Raw genomic sequence first — 15,795 nt, 5'->3', positions numbered from 1 at the left:
GCAGGCGATGGAGGTCGCGCCCATCGATCCCGACGATCCGGACGTCCGGCTCCTGGTCTCGGAGCTCGATGCGGCGCTGGCCGCCATCACCGGCGACAGCGGGGCCGCGTCGTTCGACGCGAACGATGTGCGCGGTCCGCGGGCGCTCTTCCTGATCGCACGCGCGGAAGACGGCGCGCCGGTCGGCTGCGGCGCCTTGCGGCCACTCGACGCCGATGTCGGGGAAATCAAGCGGATGTATGCGCGCCCCGGCAGCGGCGCCGGCACGCTCCTGCTGGCCGCGCTCGAAGCGCAGGCGCGCGATCTCGGCTACCGGGAAGTGCGCCTGTCCACGCACCGCATCAACGTACGCGCCGTGGACTTCTACCGCCGCCATGGCTATCGCGAGGCGCCGGCCTGGGGCAAGTATGTGGGCAAGGCCGTCTCGGTCTGCCTCGGGAAACCGCTCAGCCGCGGTGCTTGAGGAAGAGCCCGATCATATAGACGCTCAGGAAGGCAAAACCGATCAGGAGCATGCGCCCCTGCGGCATGGCCGGCAGGCCGGTCTTGCGGATCGACAGGCCGTCGCGCACCAGCAGGCCCGCATAGGCGAGCGCCGCGATGCCGCAGATGATCTCCCCTGGACTGCCGCGCGTGAAGCCGCCGGACAGGTTGATCAGGCCCGGGATGCCGAGCAGGGTGGCGATGACGAAGTTGCCGCCGGCCGAAGGACCGCGACGGGGTGGCTGTTGCATGGCGAAGACCGGTTGGTAAATGAACGCGGGATCATACCGCAGTCCAGGCCGCGCGAACATGCACGCCACACCCTGGTGTCAGGTCTGACATCTGGACACGAGCTCTAGCGTCATCGCCATTGATTGCTGAGCTCGTGTCTGAATGTCAGACCTGACACCGACTGGAGTTGACACCGACTGGAGTTGCTGAGCTCGTGTCTGAATGTCAGACCTGACACCGACTGGAGTTGGTCAGAGGACGGCCAGGCCGAGGTACTGGCCGAGCTTGAACAGCAGCATCACGGCCAGGAAAGCGAAGGAGAGATGGCCGGCGATGACGGTGCCGCGCGAAGCCAGCGTTTCGCGCTTGCCCTGCTGGACACGCAGTGCGCAGTACAGCATGAAGACGCCGACGCACAGGCGCGCGAGGTTATGCAGGACGTCCTGGCGCGACATCCCGGCCAGGTCCGCCGTCAGGTCGAACACGGCGGGCACGCCGAAGATGAGGGCGAACAGCCACATCACGGGCGTGGACATGGTGGCATAGCCGCGGTAGGTCGTCACTGCTGAACTCCAGAATATTGATAAGCCAACCATCATACTAAGAAACACTGTGGCGGCGCCATCGGCTCGCCGCGCCCGCACAGCGGAATTCTTATAGAATGGCGCCATCTCACCCATTTCTACCGAAGGCAATCACATGAGCGACGTTCAAACCTGGATCAAAGAAACCGTGACCAATACCCCGGTCGTGCTCTTCATGAAAGGTACCGCCCAATTCCCGCAGTGCGGCTTCTCGGGCCGCGCCATCCAGATCCTGAAGGCCTGCGGCGTCGACAACATCGCCACCGTCAACGTGCTGGAAGACGCCGAAGTCCGCCAGGGCATCAAGGATTACTCGAACTGGCCGACCATCCCGCAGCTGTACGTGCGCGGCGAATTCATCGGCGGTTCCGACATCATGAACGAGATGTACGACTCGGGCGAACTGCAGGCCCTGCTGAAGAACGGCTGATTCGATGTCGAATCGTCCGCGCCGGATCATTGTCGCCATCACGGGCGCGACCGGCGCGGTCTATGGCGTCCAGCTCCTGAAACGGCTGGGCGCGACTCCCGGCGTCGAAACGCACCTGGTGCTGTCCGACGCCGCCACCCTCACCCTGCACCAGGAACTCGGCCTGCAGCGGCGCGATGCCGAAGCGCTGGCCCATGTCGTGCACCGCAACCGCGACATCGGCGCCTCGATCGCCAGCGGATCCTTCCAGACCGATGGCATGGTGATCGCTCCCTGTTCCATGAAGACGCTGGCCGCCGTCGCCCACGGGCTGTCGGACAACCTGGTCGCGCGCGCCGCGGACGTCGTGCTCAAGGAAAGGCGCAGGCTGGTGCTGATGGTGCGCGAGACGCCCTTCAACCTGGCGCACCTGCGCAATATGACGGCCGTGACCGAAATGGGCGGCATCGTGTTCCCGCCCCTGCCGAGCTTCTATCACCGTCCTGCGACGATCGAGGAAATGGTCGAGCACACGGTCGACCGTGCGATCGACCTGCTCGGGCTCGACAATGCCCACGCCCCGCGCTGGGGCGGCATGAAAGGCGCAGCGGACGCTTGAGCGTCCCGGCCTTGCCTGTCTAGCGTTTGTCGCCGTCGAAAACCGGATCGTCGGCCTTCTTGGCCTCACGCGCTTCTTCGATCATCCGCCGCCGGGCATTGCGTTCTCGCATCACCTCGGCATGGCGCGCCGCCGTCATTGGCGGTGCGGTCATCAGTTCCTTGAGCTGGGCGGTGTTGGCGTAGTTGTTTCGCATACGGCAGCTGCTCCTTGACGTGACCAGTGGGCGCGAAGCCGCGCGCCACCGAATAGATTATGTACCAGCCGGGACGGTTTGTGCGTTCCCGGGCTCACGAAAAGTGCAGCAACGAAACTATTTTTGCTCGGCCTTCTGGTGATTCATACGCACGAGCATGCGGATGAACTCACGTGCGAGCTGGCGATGGTGCTCGTCGAGGCGTTGTAAATCTGCAATAAGCTTGACGTCGGCGGATTCGAAGCGGGCGCCTGCCGCGCCGCTACCCTCACCGGATCCGGCGTGCTCGGCGCCGCCGAAGCGCAGCCAGTCGGCGGGCACGCCCAGCCATTGGGCGATCATGCGCAGCTTTTCCTGAGTAGGAATGGCTTCGCCCACCAGCCATTTGCGGGCGGCGTGGACCGTGATCGGACGGCCTTCGAACCGGATGTTGAATTCCCTCGCGAGGCGGGTAGGACTATCGGGAGAATAGTGGGCGTTCTTCAGCGCCTGCTGCAGACGCTCGCTGAAACTCTCCCGTTCATTGGTTGAATTCATTGAGATACTTACAATCGTGGGCGATATGCCCGGTGGACGGCCGGCTTCACTGCTGAGAAGCCTCGCTGACAATCATACTCTTAAAAAGTAACAAAGATGTGATTATTTAAGAGAATTTGCACTTCGTACAAACACAAAAATATACCGCCAATTCCCCAATTGGGGAACGAAAATATATCCTAAAGGAAAGTGCATGTCAGCGCCGCGCGCTTAAATAGATCGATCTTTTATGTCTATACAAGCGCAGGTGGCGATTCAGGCGAGCTGAAAACGCATAATGCCATCAGCATCTTTTGTGCGGCGCAAGATACCGTCGTACCAGAGCTTGTGCAGGTGGGCGAGCGCCTCGCCCAGAGCGAAACTGAGCTGGTGGGCGTCGAGCTGGCGGCGGAACATGATCGGCACGATGTCGACGGCGGACCTGGGCGTGGTGCAGGCCGTCACCACTTCGGCCAGGCGCGCCGCATGGTGTTCGCGCAGCTGGGCGATGCGGGTATGCAGGCCGCGGAAGGGTTTGCCGTGCGAAGGCAGTACGAGCGTGTCTTCTGGCAATTTTGTTAAATTCCCGATCGAATCGAGGTAGCGCTGCAGCGGATTTCCTTCCGGCTCGACCGCAAACACCGATACATTTGTCGAAATCCTTGGCAGGACCATGTCGCCGGAGATCAGGATGTTCAGTTCCTCGCAGTAGAGCGAGGCATGTTCCGGCGAGTGGCCGAAGCCGGTGATCACGCGCCAGCCCCGGCCCCCGATCGACACCACATCGCCGTCCTGCAGGCGGGTATAGGCTTCCGGTACGCTCGGCACGAGTGAGGGATAGTAATTGCGGCGGCTGCGCATCTGCTCGAGCATGGACGGGTCGGTCAAGCCGTGGCGCTCGAAATGGGGAATGGCCGAGGGCCCGTCGACGCCGGGCAAGGCCGCCGCCATCATGCGGGCGAAGCCGAATTCTCCCGCCGTCGTGCAGAACGGCGCATCGAACCGGCCGGCGAGCCAGCCGGACAGGCCGACGTGGTCCGGGTGGCAGTGGGTGGCGAACACGCGCAGCAGCGGCGCGCCCTGCAGCCCCTCGGCGAGTACCTGCTCCCAGGCGGCGCGGGTGGCGTCGGTACCGGCGCCGCTGTCGACCACGCTCCAGCCGCTGCGGCGCGCTGCCCCGTCGTCGAGGTCGTCGGCCAGGAGCCACAGATTGATGTGGTCGAGCGCGAAGGGCAGCGGCATGCGGATCCAGGCCAGGCCCGGCGCCACCGTCTGCAGGGCGCCGGGGGCGGGAATGGTGTCGCCAAAGGGATAATCCAGCTGGGCTTCGAGCGGGTTCATGGAAAACTTTCGTGTTTCAAGGAAGGCGGTCGCGCTACAATGCATTAACGTTAACGTAAACGGAAATGCGCAAGCCTGTCGATTGTAAGCCATTTGCGCACTCCGCTTCCCTGCACCCGAAGAACCATGGTCACCTACACCATCGCCGAACTGGCCCGCGAATTCGACATCACCGCCCGCGCCATCCGCTTCTATGAAGACCAGGGCCTCCTGAGCCCCAAGCGCGAGGGCGTCGGCGGACGCAATCGCGTCTACACGCCGCGCGACCGCACCCGGCTGAAATTGACCCTGCGCGGCAAGCGTCTCGGCCTGACCTTGTCGGAAATAAAGAGCATCGTCGACATGTACGAGTCGCCGCGCGACACCGTGGCCCAGATCAACCGCTTCCTCGGCGTGCTTGCCCACCAGCGCGAGACCCTGGAACAGCAGCGCGCGGACATCGAGATGGCGCTGGAGGAAATTGCGGCCCACGAGGAAGAATGCCGCCGCCTGCTGAACGAAAACGCGGAAAGCAAGGACGCCGCCTGAAGCGCCGCCGGACTTCGCCGTCCGGCTTTTTTTGTCTCTTGGTTGACGTTTACGTTAACGTAAGAGGCGAGTATCATCCACTCTATTCTGCTCAACCACCGTTCACCGTGAGGACGACATGCTGCATCTCCCAGGCCTGACCTTTGACCATGGCGAAGACATCGCCGCGCTGCGCGAAGCCGTTCAACAGTTCGCCGAAGCCGAAATCGCCCCGCGCGCTGCCGAAATCGACCGCAGCGACCAGTTCCCGATGGACCTGTGGAAGAAGATGGGCGAACTCGGCCTGCTGGGCATCACCGTCGGCGAGGAATACGGCGGCGCGAACATGGGCTACCTGGCGCACATCGTCGCGATGGAAGAAATCTCGCGCGCCTCGGCCTCGGTCGGCCTGTCCTATGGCGCCCACTCGAACCTGTGCGTCAACCAGATCAAGCGCAACGGCAACGAAGAGCAGAAGCGCAAGTACCTGCCGAAGCTGATCTCGGGCGAGCACGTTGGCGCCCTGGCCATGTCCGAGCCGAATGCCGGTTCCGATGTGGTCAGCATGAAACTCAAGGCCGAATTGCGCGGCGACCGCTACGTGCTGAACGGCACCAAGATGTGGATCACCAATGGTCCGGACGCCGACACCCTGGTGGTCTATGCCAAGACCGACCTGGAAGCCGGCCCGCGCGGCATGACCGCCTTCCTGATCGAAAAAGGTATGCAAGGCTTCTCGATCGCCCAGAAACTGGACAAGCTGGGCATGCGCGGCTCGCACACCGGCGAACTGGTGTTCCAGGACTGCGAAGTGCCGGTCGAAAACGTGCTGGGCGGCGTCGGCAAGGGCGTGAACGTCCTGATGTCGGGCCTGGACTTCGAGCGCACCGTGCTGTCGGGCGGTCCGCTGGGCATCATGTCGGCCTGCATGGATGCGGTCGTGCCTTACATCCACGAGCGCAAGCAGTTCGGCCAGGCGATCGGCGAATTCCAGCTCATGCAGGGCAAGATCGCCGACATGTATTCGACCATGATGGCCTGCCGCGCCTATGTGTATGCCGTGGGCCAGGCCTGCGACCGCGCCACCTCGCCGGAACAGGTGCGCGCCCTGCGCAAGGACGCCGCCGGCGCCATCCTGTACAGCGCCGAGAAGGCCACCTGGATGGCCGGCGAGGCCATCCAGACCCTGGGCGGCAACGGCTATATCAACGAATACCCGGTCGGCCGCCTGTGGCGCGACGCCAAGCTGTACGAGATCGGCGCGGGCACCAGCGAAATCCGCCGCATGCTGATCGGCCGCGAGCTGTTCGGCGAGACGATGTAAATCCAGGCAATACGTAGGGTGGACCGGGCCACGAAAGGCGGCTTTGCCGTCCGCGCGATCAACTCACGGATGCGCTGTGCCGGAGCATGAGGGAGTTGAACGCGCGGACGGGAGGACCCGTCCACCCTTCATTGAAATACACTGTCCGCTTACCACTGCGCGCGAGACAAACGATGACCCAGCAAGCATTTCCGAAACTGCTGTCTTCCCAGATCGCATTCGACATCGCGCGCACCATCCTGGACGGCTTCGACAAGCACTACCGCCTCTTCCGCCAGGCCAGCCAGCAGGCGCGCCGCCACTTCGAGACCGCCGACTGGACCACCGCCCAGGAGGCCGCGCGCGAGCGCATCGATTACTACGACCGGCGCGTGCAGGAATGCGTGCACATCCTCGAGAACGAATACAGCCTCGAGGAACTGACGGACCGCGTCTGGCGCGAGACCAAGCTGCACTACATCGGCCTGCTCGCGGACCACAAGCAGCCGGAACTGGCCGAGACCTTCTTCAACTCGGTCAGCTGCCGCATCCTGCACCGCAGCTACTACAACAACGACCACCTCTTCGTGCGCCCGGTGATCTCGACCGAGTACATCGAGACCGACGAGCCGCAGCCGACCTACCGGGTCTACTACCCGCCGGCCGACGGCCTGCGCACCGCATTGATGCGCATGGTGACGAACTTCCAGCTCGAGGTGCCCTTCGCCGACCTGGCGCGCGACGTCGCCCTGGTGGAGGCGCGCATGCGGGAAGCCTTCGGCATCGACCGCGCGGAAGCGAACCTGCAGCTGCAGGTGCTCTCCAGCCTGTTCTTCCGCAACAAGGGCGCCTACATCGTCGGCCGCGCCATCAACGGCCCGCGCGACTACCCCTTCGTGATCCCGGTACTGTACGAGCCCAGCGGCCAGCTGGCACTCGATACGGTGCTGACGGACCCGTACCACATCACCCTGCTGTTCAGCTTCACGCGCGCCTACTTTTTGGTAGACATGGAAGTGCCGTCCGCGTTCGTGGGTTTCCTGCGCAGCCTGATGCCGCGCAAGCCGCGCAGCGAGATCTATACGGTGCTGGGCCTGCAGAAACAGGGCAAGACCCTGTTCTACCGCGATTTCCTGCAGCACCTGAAGCACAGCTCGGACGCCTTCCGCATCGCGCCCGGCATCCGCGGCCTGGTGATGCTGGTGTTCGAGCTGCCGTCCTTCCCCTATGTGTTCAAGGTGATCAAGGATTTCTATCCGCCGCCCAAGGACACCACGCGCGCCCTCGTCAAGGAAAAATACCTGCTGGTGAAGCACCACGACCGCGTGGGGCGCATGGCCGACACCCTCGAATACTCGGACGTCGCTTTCCCGCTGGCGCGCTTCTCGGAAGAGCTCCTGGCCGAGCTGAAGCAGTTCGCACCCTCGCTGGTCGAGATCGAAGGCGAGCGCCTGATCGTGCGCCACCTGTACATCGAGCGCCGCATGGTGCCGCTGAATCTTTATCTCAGCGATGCCCAGGCGGCCGGCGACGAGGAAGGCCTGAGCCGCGGCGTGATCGAATACGGGAATGCGATCAAGGACCTGGTCGCAGCGAACATCTTCCCGGGCGATATGTTGTACAAAAATTTCGGCGTCACCCGCCACGGCCGCGTCGTGTTCTATGATTACGACGAGATCGAATACCTCACGGATTGCAATTTCCGCGACATCCCGGAAGCGCGCAACGAGGAGGACGAGATGGCCGCGGAACCCTGGTACCCGATCGGCAGGCACGACGTGTTTCCGGAACAGTTCGGCCGCTTCCTGCTTGGAAATCCGGCCATCCGGCACCATTTCATGCAACATCACGCGGAGCTGCTCACCCGCGCATATTGGCAATCCCACAAGGACCGCATCCTGGCGGGCGTCGTCGACGACGTCTTCCCTTACCCCCAGCAGATCCGTTTCTGCACCCCGGCGCACGACCACCGTGATCCAGCGCCACCCATTTTGGAGACCTTACACAATGAATGATCCAGTCGTTATCGTTGGCGCCGCCCGTACCCCGATGGGCGCCTTCCAGGGCGATTTTTCTTCGAAAACGGCGAGCGACCTCGGCGCGGTGGCGATCAAGGCCGCGGTGGAGCGCGCGGGCGTCGATGCGAACAGCGTCGAGCACGTCTACTTCGGCAACTGCCTGATGGCCGGCCAGGGCCAGGCCCCGGCGCGCCAGGCCCTGATCAAGGCCGGCCTGCCGCTGTCGACCGGCGCCGTGACCCTGTCGAAGATGTGCGGCTCGGCCATGCAGGCCGCGATCTTCGCCCATGACCAGCTGGTCGCCGGCAGCGCCGACATCGTCGTCGCGGGCGGCATGGAATCGATGACCAACGCGCCCTACCTGATCCCGAAGGCGCGCGGCGGCTACCGCATCGGCCACGCGCCGATGTTCGACCACATGATGCTCGACGGCCTCGAAGACGCCTACTCGCGCAACGAGAAGACCGGCGAAGGCCGCTCGATGGGCACCTTCGCCGAAGAGTGCGTGGCCACTTACCAGTTCTCGCGCGAAGACCAGGACAACTTCGCCATCGAATCCGTGAAGCGCGCCCAGGCCGCCAACAATGAAGGCTGGTTCAACTGGGAAGTCGCGCCGGTCTCGGTCGCCACCCGCTCCGGCGAACTGGTGGTCGAGAAGGACGAAGGTCCGATGAAGGCCAAGGTCGACAAGATTCCGTCGCTCAAGCCGGCATTCAAGAAGGACGGCACCGTGACCGCCGCCTCGTCCTCGTCGATCAACGACGGCGCCGCGGCCCTGGTGATGATGCGCGAATCGAAAGCGAAAGAGCTGGGCCTGACACCGATCGCCCGCGTCCTCGGCCACGCCACCCATGCCCAGGAACCGAACCTGTTCACCACCGCCCCGATCGGCGCGATGAAGAAGCTGTTCGCCAAGACCGGCTGGAAGGCGAGCGACGTCGACCTGTTCGAGATCAACGAAGCCTTCGCCGCCGTGCCGATGGCCGCCATGCGCGACCTCGACATCCCGCACAGCAAGGTCAACATCCATGGCGGCGCCTGCGCGCTGGGCCACCCGATCGGCGCCTCGGGCGCGCGCATCATCGTGACCCTGCTGGGCGCGCTGAAGCGCACCGGCGGCAAGCGCGGCGTGGCCTCGCTGTGCATCGGTGGCGGTGAAGCCACCGCCATGGCGATCGAGCTGGCGTAAGCAAGGCGGCGACGTACCGACCTTGTAGGGTGGGCGGTACTCCGCCCACGCGTTCAAGCAGCCGATGCGTCAACGAGATGCCGGTTATAGTTGAACGCGCGGTCGGCGCAGCCGACCACCCTACCAATACAAGGAGCTGACTATGCCTACCGCTTTGATCCTCGGCGCCTCCCGCGGCATCGGCCACGAGATGGTGCGCCAGTACCGCGCTGACGGCTGGCGCGTGATCGCCACCGCCCGCAAGCAGGAAGACTGCGACGCCTTGACGCAGATGGGCGCGACCGCCCACCAGCTCGACGTGACGAGCGCCGATTCCATCGCCGCGCTGGGCTGGCGGCTCGACGACGAGAAGATCGACGTGGCCTGGCTGGTGGCCGGCGTCTACGGCCCCTCGGGCTCCAGCTTCCCGACCGGTCCGGAGTTCGACACCGTCATGCACACCAATGTGCTGGCCGCCATGCGCCTGATCCCCATCGTCGGCCCGCTGCTGGCCGACACGCGCGGCAAGCTCGCCGTCGTATCGTCGAAGATGGGCTCGATCGGCGCGCGGAACAGTACCGAAGGCACGCTGTACCGCGCCAGCAAGGCCGCGCTGAATTCGGTGCTTGCCGATGCCGCCATCACCTATGGCGCGCAAGGCGTGACCTGCGTGGCCTTCCACCCCGGCTGGGTGCAGACCGACATGGGCGGCAGTGGCGCCACCCTCACGCCGGAACAAAGCGTACGCGACCTGCGCGCCACGCTGGGCAGGGTGGACGTTTCCAAGAACGGCGCCTTCCTGGACCACGACGGCACGCCGATCCCGTGGTAATCCATTACCTATAAAAACGAACGAGACACAATGATCCTCAGCGAAGAACACCAGATGATCCGCGACGCCCTGCGCAGCTATGCGCAGGAGCGACTGGCCCCCCATGCCGCACGCTGGGACCGCGACCACTATTTTCCGAAAGACGAGCTGAAGGAACTGGCGCAGCTGGGCGCCTTCGGCGTGGCGGTGCCGGAGCAGTACGGCGGCGCGGGCCTCGACTACGTGTCGCTGGCCCTGGTGCTGGAAGAGATCGCGGCCGGCGACGGCGGCACCTCGACCATCATCTCGGTGAACAACTGCCCGGTCTGCTCGATCGCCATGATGTATGCGAACGAAGAGCAAAAGGAACGTTTCCTGCGTCCGCTGGCGCAAGGCGAAATGCTGGGCGCCTTTGCGCTGACCGAGCCGCACACCGGCAGCGACGCCTCGGCCCTGCGTACCACGGCGGTCAGGGACGGCGACCACTACGTCATCAACGGCAGCAAGCAGTTCATCACCAGCGGCAAGTACGGCGACGTCGCCATCGTCATGGCCGTCACCGATAAAGCGGCCGGCAAGAAGGGCATCAGCGCCTTCTGGGTGCCGACGAATACGCCGGGCTACATCGTCGCCGGCATCGAGCAGAAGATGGGCCAGCATTCCTCGGACACCGCGCAGATCGTGTTCGACAACTGCCGCGTGCCGGCGTCAAACCTGATCGGCGAGGAAGGCATGGGCTACAAGATCGCCCTGTCGGGCCTGGAAGGCGGCCGCATCGGCATCGCCTCGCAATCGGTCGGCATGGCGCGCGCGGCCTATGAAGCGGCGCTCGCCTATGCGAAGGAACGCGAGAGCTTCGGCAAGCCGATCTTCGAGCACCAGTCGGTGCAGTTCCGCCTGGCCGAGATGGCGATGCAGATCGAGGCCGCGCGCCAGCTGATCCTGCATGCGGCGGCGATGAAGGACGCCGGCCTGCCCTGCCTGAAGGAAGCCGCGATGGCCAAGCTGTTCGCCTCCGAGATGGCCGAGCGCGTGGTGTCGAACGCCATGCAGGTCTTCGGCGGCTACGGCTACGTGGCCGATTTCCCGGTCGAGCGCATCTACCGCGACGTGCGCGTGTGCCAGATCTACGAAGGCACCAGCGATATCCAGAAGATCCTGATCGCGCGCGCGCTGTGACGCAGCACGTCCTCACGGTCGGTCCCGCCACGCCGGACGACCTGCCGGCGCTGTTCGCCTACCTGGACGAGCAGCTGGCCGAGAACGGCCGCGACGGTCTGCTGTTCCAGCCGATGACGCCGACACAGGCGGGCGTACCGGACGCCATGCGCGAACGCTTCACGACCGGCGTCATGACCCCGGTCGGGCAGCCGGGCTGGCGCCATGTGTGGATCGCGCTCGACGAGGACGGCGCGATCGCCGGCCACATCGACCTGCTTCAAACTGTAGGGTGGTCGGCTGTGCCGACCGCGCGTTCAACTCCCCGATGAATTGACGCGCATTGGCTATTCGAGGACTATTTGAACGCGCGGACGGCGAAGCCGTCCACCCTACAGCACTGCGGGTTCCAGCAAGGTCACGGTCTGCGCCGCCGTATCGAGCCGGGCCCGCACGCCCACCGGTATCGTGAACTGGTGGCGAATATGCCCGATCGAATACCCCGTCACCGCGGGCACCGTGAGCGGCTTGAGGTGCTGGTCCAGCGTCTCGTCCAGATTCAGCCCACGCTCGCCGGGCTTCGGCACGCAATCCTCGCAGACCCCGACCATGACGCCGGCAGCCTTGTCCAGACCGTAGGCGAGGTCGAGCTGGGTCATCCAGCGGTCGATCCGGTAAGGCGCCTCGTCCACCTCCTCGACGAACAGCAGGCCGTCGCGGAAATCGGGCGCGTAAGGCGTGCCGCACAGGGCCGCGAGCAGCGACAGGTTGCCGCCCATGAGGGGGCCGGTCGCCACGCCTTGCGTGAGCGTGCGGATGGCGAACTGCGGCGCGGTCTGCGCCTTCACCGCGTTCTCCGGCGCCATCGGGACGGTGTAGGTGGTGCGAGGCTCGCACAGCACCGCCAGCATGTGCTCGCGCGAATAGTCGGCGAGCGTCGACGAGGCCACCGGGCCGTGGAAGCCCACCAGGCCGGCGCGGTTGTGGATGGCCAGGTGCAGGGCCGTGATGTCCGAGTAGCCGAGCAGGATCTTCGGGTTGCGGCGGATGAGGGCGTAGTCCAGGCCGGCAAGCAAGGAGATGCAGCCGGAGCCTCCGCGCACCGGCCAGATCATCTTCACTTCCGGGTCCGCAAACATCGCATGCAGGTCGGCCAGGCGCTGCTGCACCGAGCCGGCATAGTTGCCGTGCACGGCGCGCAGGTAAGTCCCCACTTTCACGCGCAGCCCCAGCGCTTCGATATTCTGTACCGATTTTTCGATGATCCGGTCGCTGGCGTAGCCGCCCGGCGCGACCAGGCCGACCAGGTCGCCGGGGCGCAGGCGCGGGGGCTTGATGAGGCGTTGCGCCGTGCGCTTCGATGCGGCGGCAGCCAGGCCTGGCGTGGAAATAGCGGCGGCGGCGAGAGCGCCGAAGCCGCGCCGGGTCATGTTCATGGTTCTCCCCAATGAAAAACGGCCCGCGCCGTGGAGGCTTGCGCCTCCGCCGGCAGCGGGCCGTCGGGTACCGTCAAATCAGAGGAACTTGTATTTGACGTTGAAGGTGAAGGCACGGCCACGCGGATCGGCCACACGCGGATCCCAGCCCGCGCCGACCACGTCGTCGACGTTGTGGGCGGTGAACGGCGGATCGCGGTCGAACAGGTTCTGCACACCCACGGTGATCGAGGTGTTCTTGATACCGGTGTAGGTGGTCGACAGGCCGAAGCGGGTGTAGCTCGACACGTCCGGATCGAAGCCCGGCGGCGGCGTGCCCTTGCCGTTGTTCGGCACCTGGTCCTTGTAGCCGTTGGCGAAGTTATTGCTCAGCAGGAAGCTCCAGTCGCCGCGGCTCACGCTGAAGGTGGCCGAATGCTTCCAGCGCAGGTACAGGTCGCGGGTGAAGAACAGGCCGACGTATTCCTTGTACGGCTGGCCTTCGATCTCGGCGAACTTGTAGCTGCCGGTCCAGGTGCCGTCCAGGGTGGCGTTCCACTTGTAGCCGTCGCCGAACTTGCCGTCGCCGCGCAGGCCGACGTCGACGCCGCGGGTCTTGGCGCCCGCCGCATTGATCCAGCCGGCCTGGACATAGTCGATGGTGCCGTCCGGGTTGCGGATGATGTTCTGCGGCAGCAGGGCGGCGTTCTGCAGCACGATGCTGGCGCTGCGGTTCAGGATGCGGTCCTTCATGTTGATCGCCCACCAGTCGATCGAGGCCGAGAAGCCCTTGAACGGCTCGATCACCATGCCCAGCGTGCCCTGCTTCGAGGTCTCCGGCTTGAGCTTCTGGTTACCGCCCGAGATGTAGTCGAAACGCTCCGGCGCGCAGAAGCGCGGGTCGCCCGGGTGGGCGGCGCAGCCGACGGTGTCGATGATGCCGCTTGCCAGTTCCTGGCGCAGCGCGCCGGTGTAGAGCTGGGTGAAGCTCGGGGCGAGGAAGCCCTTGTTGGCCGAACCGCGGAACAGCAGCCAGCTGGTCGGCTGGTAGCGGAAGGCGACTTTCGGATTGGTGGTGGCGCCGATCACGCTGTAGTCGTCGCGGCGCACGGCCAGCTGCAGCTCCAGGTCTTTCGTCACCGGCACGATGAACTCGGCGAACACCGCTTTCACGTCGCGCGAGGCTTTCGGCAGGTTGGCGTTGCCCGGCGACAGCAGGATCGGCTCGGCGGCCACGTCCTGGCTGTACAGGTAGGTCTCGCGGCGCAGGTCGAAGCCGGCGGCCATCGCCAGCTTGCCGGCAGGCAGGCTGAACAGCTCGCCCGAGATGGTGCCGTCGAGCTGGGTCATGGTCGTCTTGCCGGTCTGGAAGGCGCCGCGGTACTTGGTGCGCTCGATCGCGGCCATCGCTTCCGGCGTCTGGGTGCCGTCGAGCGACCATGGGTTGACGATGCCGCTGCCGAGTACCTTGTAGAAGTCGGCGGTGTAGGCGTAGCCGTCGAGCAGCTCCATGTGGGTCTTGCTCTGCGCCTTCGACAGACCCACCTTGTAGTCCCAGCCGCGGATCACGCCCTCGGCGCCGACCAGCAGGCGGCCGCTGGTGGTGGTGTTTTCCTGGGTGCGGTTACCCAGCGGGTTGGCGCGCCACTTGTAGATGATCGGCAGGTTGCGGTTGTAGGTCGGGATGAAGGCCGACAGGTCCTGGTAGTAGCGGCCGCCCACCGGATAGGCGTTGCCGTTGGCGAGCGAGGTCGAGATCTGGGCCGGAGTCAGGATCGAGATGACTTCCGAACGCGAGCCGATCGCTTCGGCGAAGACCTTGTGGTCGGCCGACAGCTTCCAGGTGCCGCGCACCAGCGCGTTGGCCTGTTCCGACGGCGACTGCATGATGTAGTCGCCACCGTAGTCGTAGGCGCAGGAATAGGTCGAGCGCAGCGGCGAAGTCACGTCCTTCCACAGCGCGGTCTGGTATTGCGACATGCCCTCGACGGTGTCGCACTTGCCCTGGAAGCTCAGCGGATTGGCCTGCAGGTAGGTGTTCGGATCGTTCGGCATCTTGAAACCGGTGCCCAGCGCGGTGCCGGCGCCGGTCAGCTGGTTGGCGAACGGGGTGCCGGTGGTGTCTGGCGACAGGCCGCGGCCCGGCTGGAAGCCGTTGGCGAAGCCGCGCTGCTTCGAGGACAGCTTGTCGTTCTTGGTGAAGGCGACCGTGCCCATGATGTTGAAGCCGTCTTCCTCGAGGTCGCCGTGGCCGCCGATCAGCGAGGCGCGGTAGATGTCGCCGCCGCCCTCTTCGGTGGCATTGCTGTAGGCCGAGGCTTCGATGCCCTGGTAGTCGGTCTTCAGGATGATGTTCATCACGCCACCGATCGCGTCGGTGCCGTAGATTGCCGAAGCGCCGTCCTTCAGGACCTCGATGCGCGCAATGGCGGCCATCGGGATCGAGTTCAGGTCGACCGCCTTGCCGCTCTTGCCGTGGGTTGGTGCGCGGCGGCCGTTGATCAGCACCAGGGTGCTGTTCGGGCCGAGACCGCGGAAGGAAGCGAAGGAAGCGCCGCCGCTGACGCGGTCGGCATCGGCGCCGAACACGTTATTGCCCGAGGTCGGATTGTCGGCGCCGGTGCCGTTTGCCGAAATCGTCGCCATCAGTTGCTCGGCGGAGGTAATGCCCTGCTTTTCCAGGGATTCGGCGCTGATCACCTGTACCGGCAGGGCGCCTTCCTTGGCGACACGCTTGATGCTGGAACCGGTGATCTCGACGCGCTGAATCCTGTCGGCTGCCGGCATGTCTTGTGCGAGGACCGGGCTGGTGATGCCGATCAGAGCGATCAAATGGGCGAGCTTCTTTAACTTCACGGGGTTTCTCCTAACGTTTCCCTTGGCGGCGGTCGAGGTGGCCTGACCGGCTTATCTGTCTGTAATGTCTTGGCATTACGTTATGGTGTCATTTCAGGGTACGCCGAGGAAATCGGCGCATTCCAATGAAATATGCGGCGGCCAGTATAACCAGCAGGAATATTTTCTTTAGGAAAAACC

Annotated in this window: 17 protein-coding genes; 10 read left to right on the top strand and 7 right to left on the bottom strand. The window is 64.7% G+C overall.

What is annotated here, in order from left to right; all coding sequences use genetic code 11:
- Window positions 1–7: 7 nt before the first annotated feature.
- Entirely contained in the window at window positions 8–463 is a 456-nt protein-coding gene (locus tag ACQ7JA_RS11275) for a GNAT family N-acetyltransferase (RefSeq protein ID WP_430897630.1), read from the top strand.
- Here ACQ7JA_RS11275 and ACQ7JA_RS11270 read toward each other — a convergent pair.
- Window positions 447–734, bottom strand: coding sequence for a hypothetical protein (locus ACQ7JA_RS11270; protein ID WP_430897628.1), 288 nt, complete (start codon window positions 732–734; stop codon window positions 447–449). The genes ACQ7JA_RS11275 and ACQ7JA_RS11270 overlap by 17 nt on opposite strands.
- A gap of 231 nt (window positions 735–965) precedes the next feature.
- Window positions 966–1,277: a hypothetical protein gene (locus ACQ7JA_RS11265; RefSeq protein ID WP_430897626.1), complete on the bottom strand. Its 312-nt coding sequence runs from the start codon at window positions 1,275–1,277 to the stop codon at window positions 966–968.
- Between the two features lie 136 nt (window positions 1,278–1,413).
- Between ACQ7JA_RS11265 and grxD the strand changes: the two genes are divergently transcribed.
- A complete protein-coding gene (gene grxD / locus ACQ7JA_RS11260) occupies window positions 1,414–1,728 on the top strand; it encodes a Grx4 family monothiol glutaredoxin (RefSeq protein WP_430897624.1) in 315 nt (104 codons plus the stop codon).
- Window positions 1,729–1,732: 4 nt separating this feature from the next.
- Window positions 1,733–2,326, top strand: a complete 594-nt coding sequence (locus tag ACQ7JA_RS11255; protein ID WP_430897622.1) for a UbiX family flavin prenyltransferase — start codon at window positions 1,733–1,735, stop codon at window positions 2,324–2,326.
- Window positions 2,327–2,345: 19 nt separating this feature from the next.
- Here ACQ7JA_RS11255 and ACQ7JA_RS11250 read toward each other — a convergent pair whose 3' ends face one another.
- The 3 genes from ACQ7JA_RS11250 to ACQ7JA_RS11240 all read right to left on the bottom strand — a co-directional run bounded on the left by ACQ7JA_RS11250 (window position 2,346) and on the right by ACQ7JA_RS11240 (window position 4,379).
- Window positions 2,346–2,522, bottom strand: coding sequence for a hypothetical protein (locus tag ACQ7JA_RS11250; RefSeq protein WP_430897620.1), 177 nt, complete (start codon window positions 2,520–2,522; stop codon window positions 2,346–2,348).
- Window positions 2,523–2,639: 117 nt separating this feature from the next.
- Window positions 2,640–3,059 carry a hypothetical protein gene (locus tag ACQ7JA_RS11245; RefSeq protein ID WP_430897618.1) on the bottom strand — a complete coding sequence of 140 codons (420 nt, stop codon included), beginning with the start codon at window positions 3,057–3,059 and terminating at the stop codon, window positions 2,640–2,642.
- Window positions 3,060–3,314: 255 nt separating this feature from the next.
- Window positions 3,315–4,379, bottom strand: coding sequence for an MBL fold metallo-hydrolase (locus tag ACQ7JA_RS11240; protein ID WP_430897616.1), 1,065 nt, complete (start codon window positions 4,377–4,379; stop codon window positions 3,315–3,317).
- Window positions 4,380–4,505: 126 nt separating this feature from the next.
- Between ACQ7JA_RS11240 and ACQ7JA_RS11235 the strand changes: the two genes are divergently transcribed.
- The 7 genes from ACQ7JA_RS11235 (at window position 4,506) to ACQ7JA_RS11205 (ending at window position 11,676) form a co-directional block, all read left to right on the top strand.
- Window positions 4,506–4,907, top strand: a complete 402-nt coding sequence (locus ACQ7JA_RS11235) for a MerR family transcriptional regulator (protein ID WP_258827288.1) — start codon at window positions 4,506–4,508, stop codon at window positions 4,905–4,907.
- Between the two features lie 118 nt (window positions 4,908–5,025).
- On the top strand, window positions 5,026–6,210 hold the full coding sequence (locus tag ACQ7JA_RS11230; protein WP_430897613.1) for an isovaleryl-CoA dehydrogenase: 1,185 nt from the start codon (window positions 5,026–5,028) through the stop codon (window positions 6,208–6,210).
- 173 nt (window positions 6,211–6,383) lie between these two features.
- Window positions 6,384–8,204, top strand: a complete 1,821-nt coding sequence (gene aceK, locus ACQ7JA_RS11225; RefSeq protein ID WP_430897611.1) for a bifunctional isocitrate dehydrogenase kinase/phosphatase — start codon at window positions 6,384–6,386, stop codon at window positions 8,202–8,204.
- The gene (locus ACQ7JA_RS11220; protein ID WP_430897609.1) at window positions 8,197–9,396 is read left to right on the top strand and encodes an acetyl-CoA C-acyltransferase; all 1,200 of its coding nucleotides are present in this window, start codon (window positions 8,197–8,199) and stop codon (window positions 9,394–9,396) included. Before aceK ends, ACQ7JA_RS11220 begins: the two co-directional genes overlap by 8 nt.
- Before the next feature lie 142 nt (window positions 9,397–9,538).
- Window positions 9,539–10,207, top strand: coding sequence for an SDR family oxidoreductase (locus tag ACQ7JA_RS11215; protein ID WP_430897607.1), 669 nt, complete (start codon window positions 9,539–9,541; stop codon window positions 10,205–10,207).
- 30 nt (window positions 10,208–10,237) lie between these two features.
- Window positions 10,238–11,365, top strand: a complete 1,128-nt coding sequence (locus tag ACQ7JA_RS11210) for an acyl-CoA dehydrogenase family protein (RefSeq protein ID WP_430897605.1) — start codon at window positions 10,238–10,240, stop codon at window positions 11,363–11,365.
- Entirely contained in the window at window positions 11,362–11,676 is a 315-nt protein-coding gene (locus tag ACQ7JA_RS11205; protein WP_430897603.1) for a hypothetical protein, read from the top strand. The genes ACQ7JA_RS11210 and ACQ7JA_RS11205 overlap by 4 nt, the downstream gene beginning before the upstream one ends.
- A gap of 60 nt (window positions 11,677–11,736) precedes the next feature.
- Here ACQ7JA_RS11205 and ACQ7JA_RS11200 read toward each other — a convergent pair whose 3' ends face one another.
- Together ACQ7JA_RS11200 and ACQ7JA_RS11195 are read right to left on the bottom strand one after the other, a co-directional pair.
- Window positions 11,737–12,780: a S66 peptidase family protein gene (locus ACQ7JA_RS11200; RefSeq protein ID WP_430897601.1), complete on the bottom strand. Its 1,044-nt coding sequence runs from the start codon at window positions 12,778–12,780 to the stop codon at window positions 11,737–11,739.
- A 78-nt stretch (window positions 12,781–12,858) separates the two neighbouring features.
- Window positions 12,859–15,615: a TonB-dependent receptor gene (locus tag ACQ7JA_RS11195; RefSeq protein ID WP_430897599.1), complete on the bottom strand. Its 2,757-nt coding sequence runs from the start codon at window positions 15,613–15,615 to the stop codon at window positions 12,859–12,861.
- Window positions 15,616–15,795 lie beyond the last annotated feature (180 nt).

Origin of the sequence: Massilia sp. BKSP1R2A-1 (genome assembly GCF_050586525.1) — a bacterium.
Lineage (GTDB): Bacteria > Pseudomonadota > Gammaproteobacteria > Burkholderiales > Burkholderiaceae_D > Telluria.
Note: the sequence above shows the minus strand (reverse complement) of the source record. Positions and strands in the feature narration are given on the sequence as shown.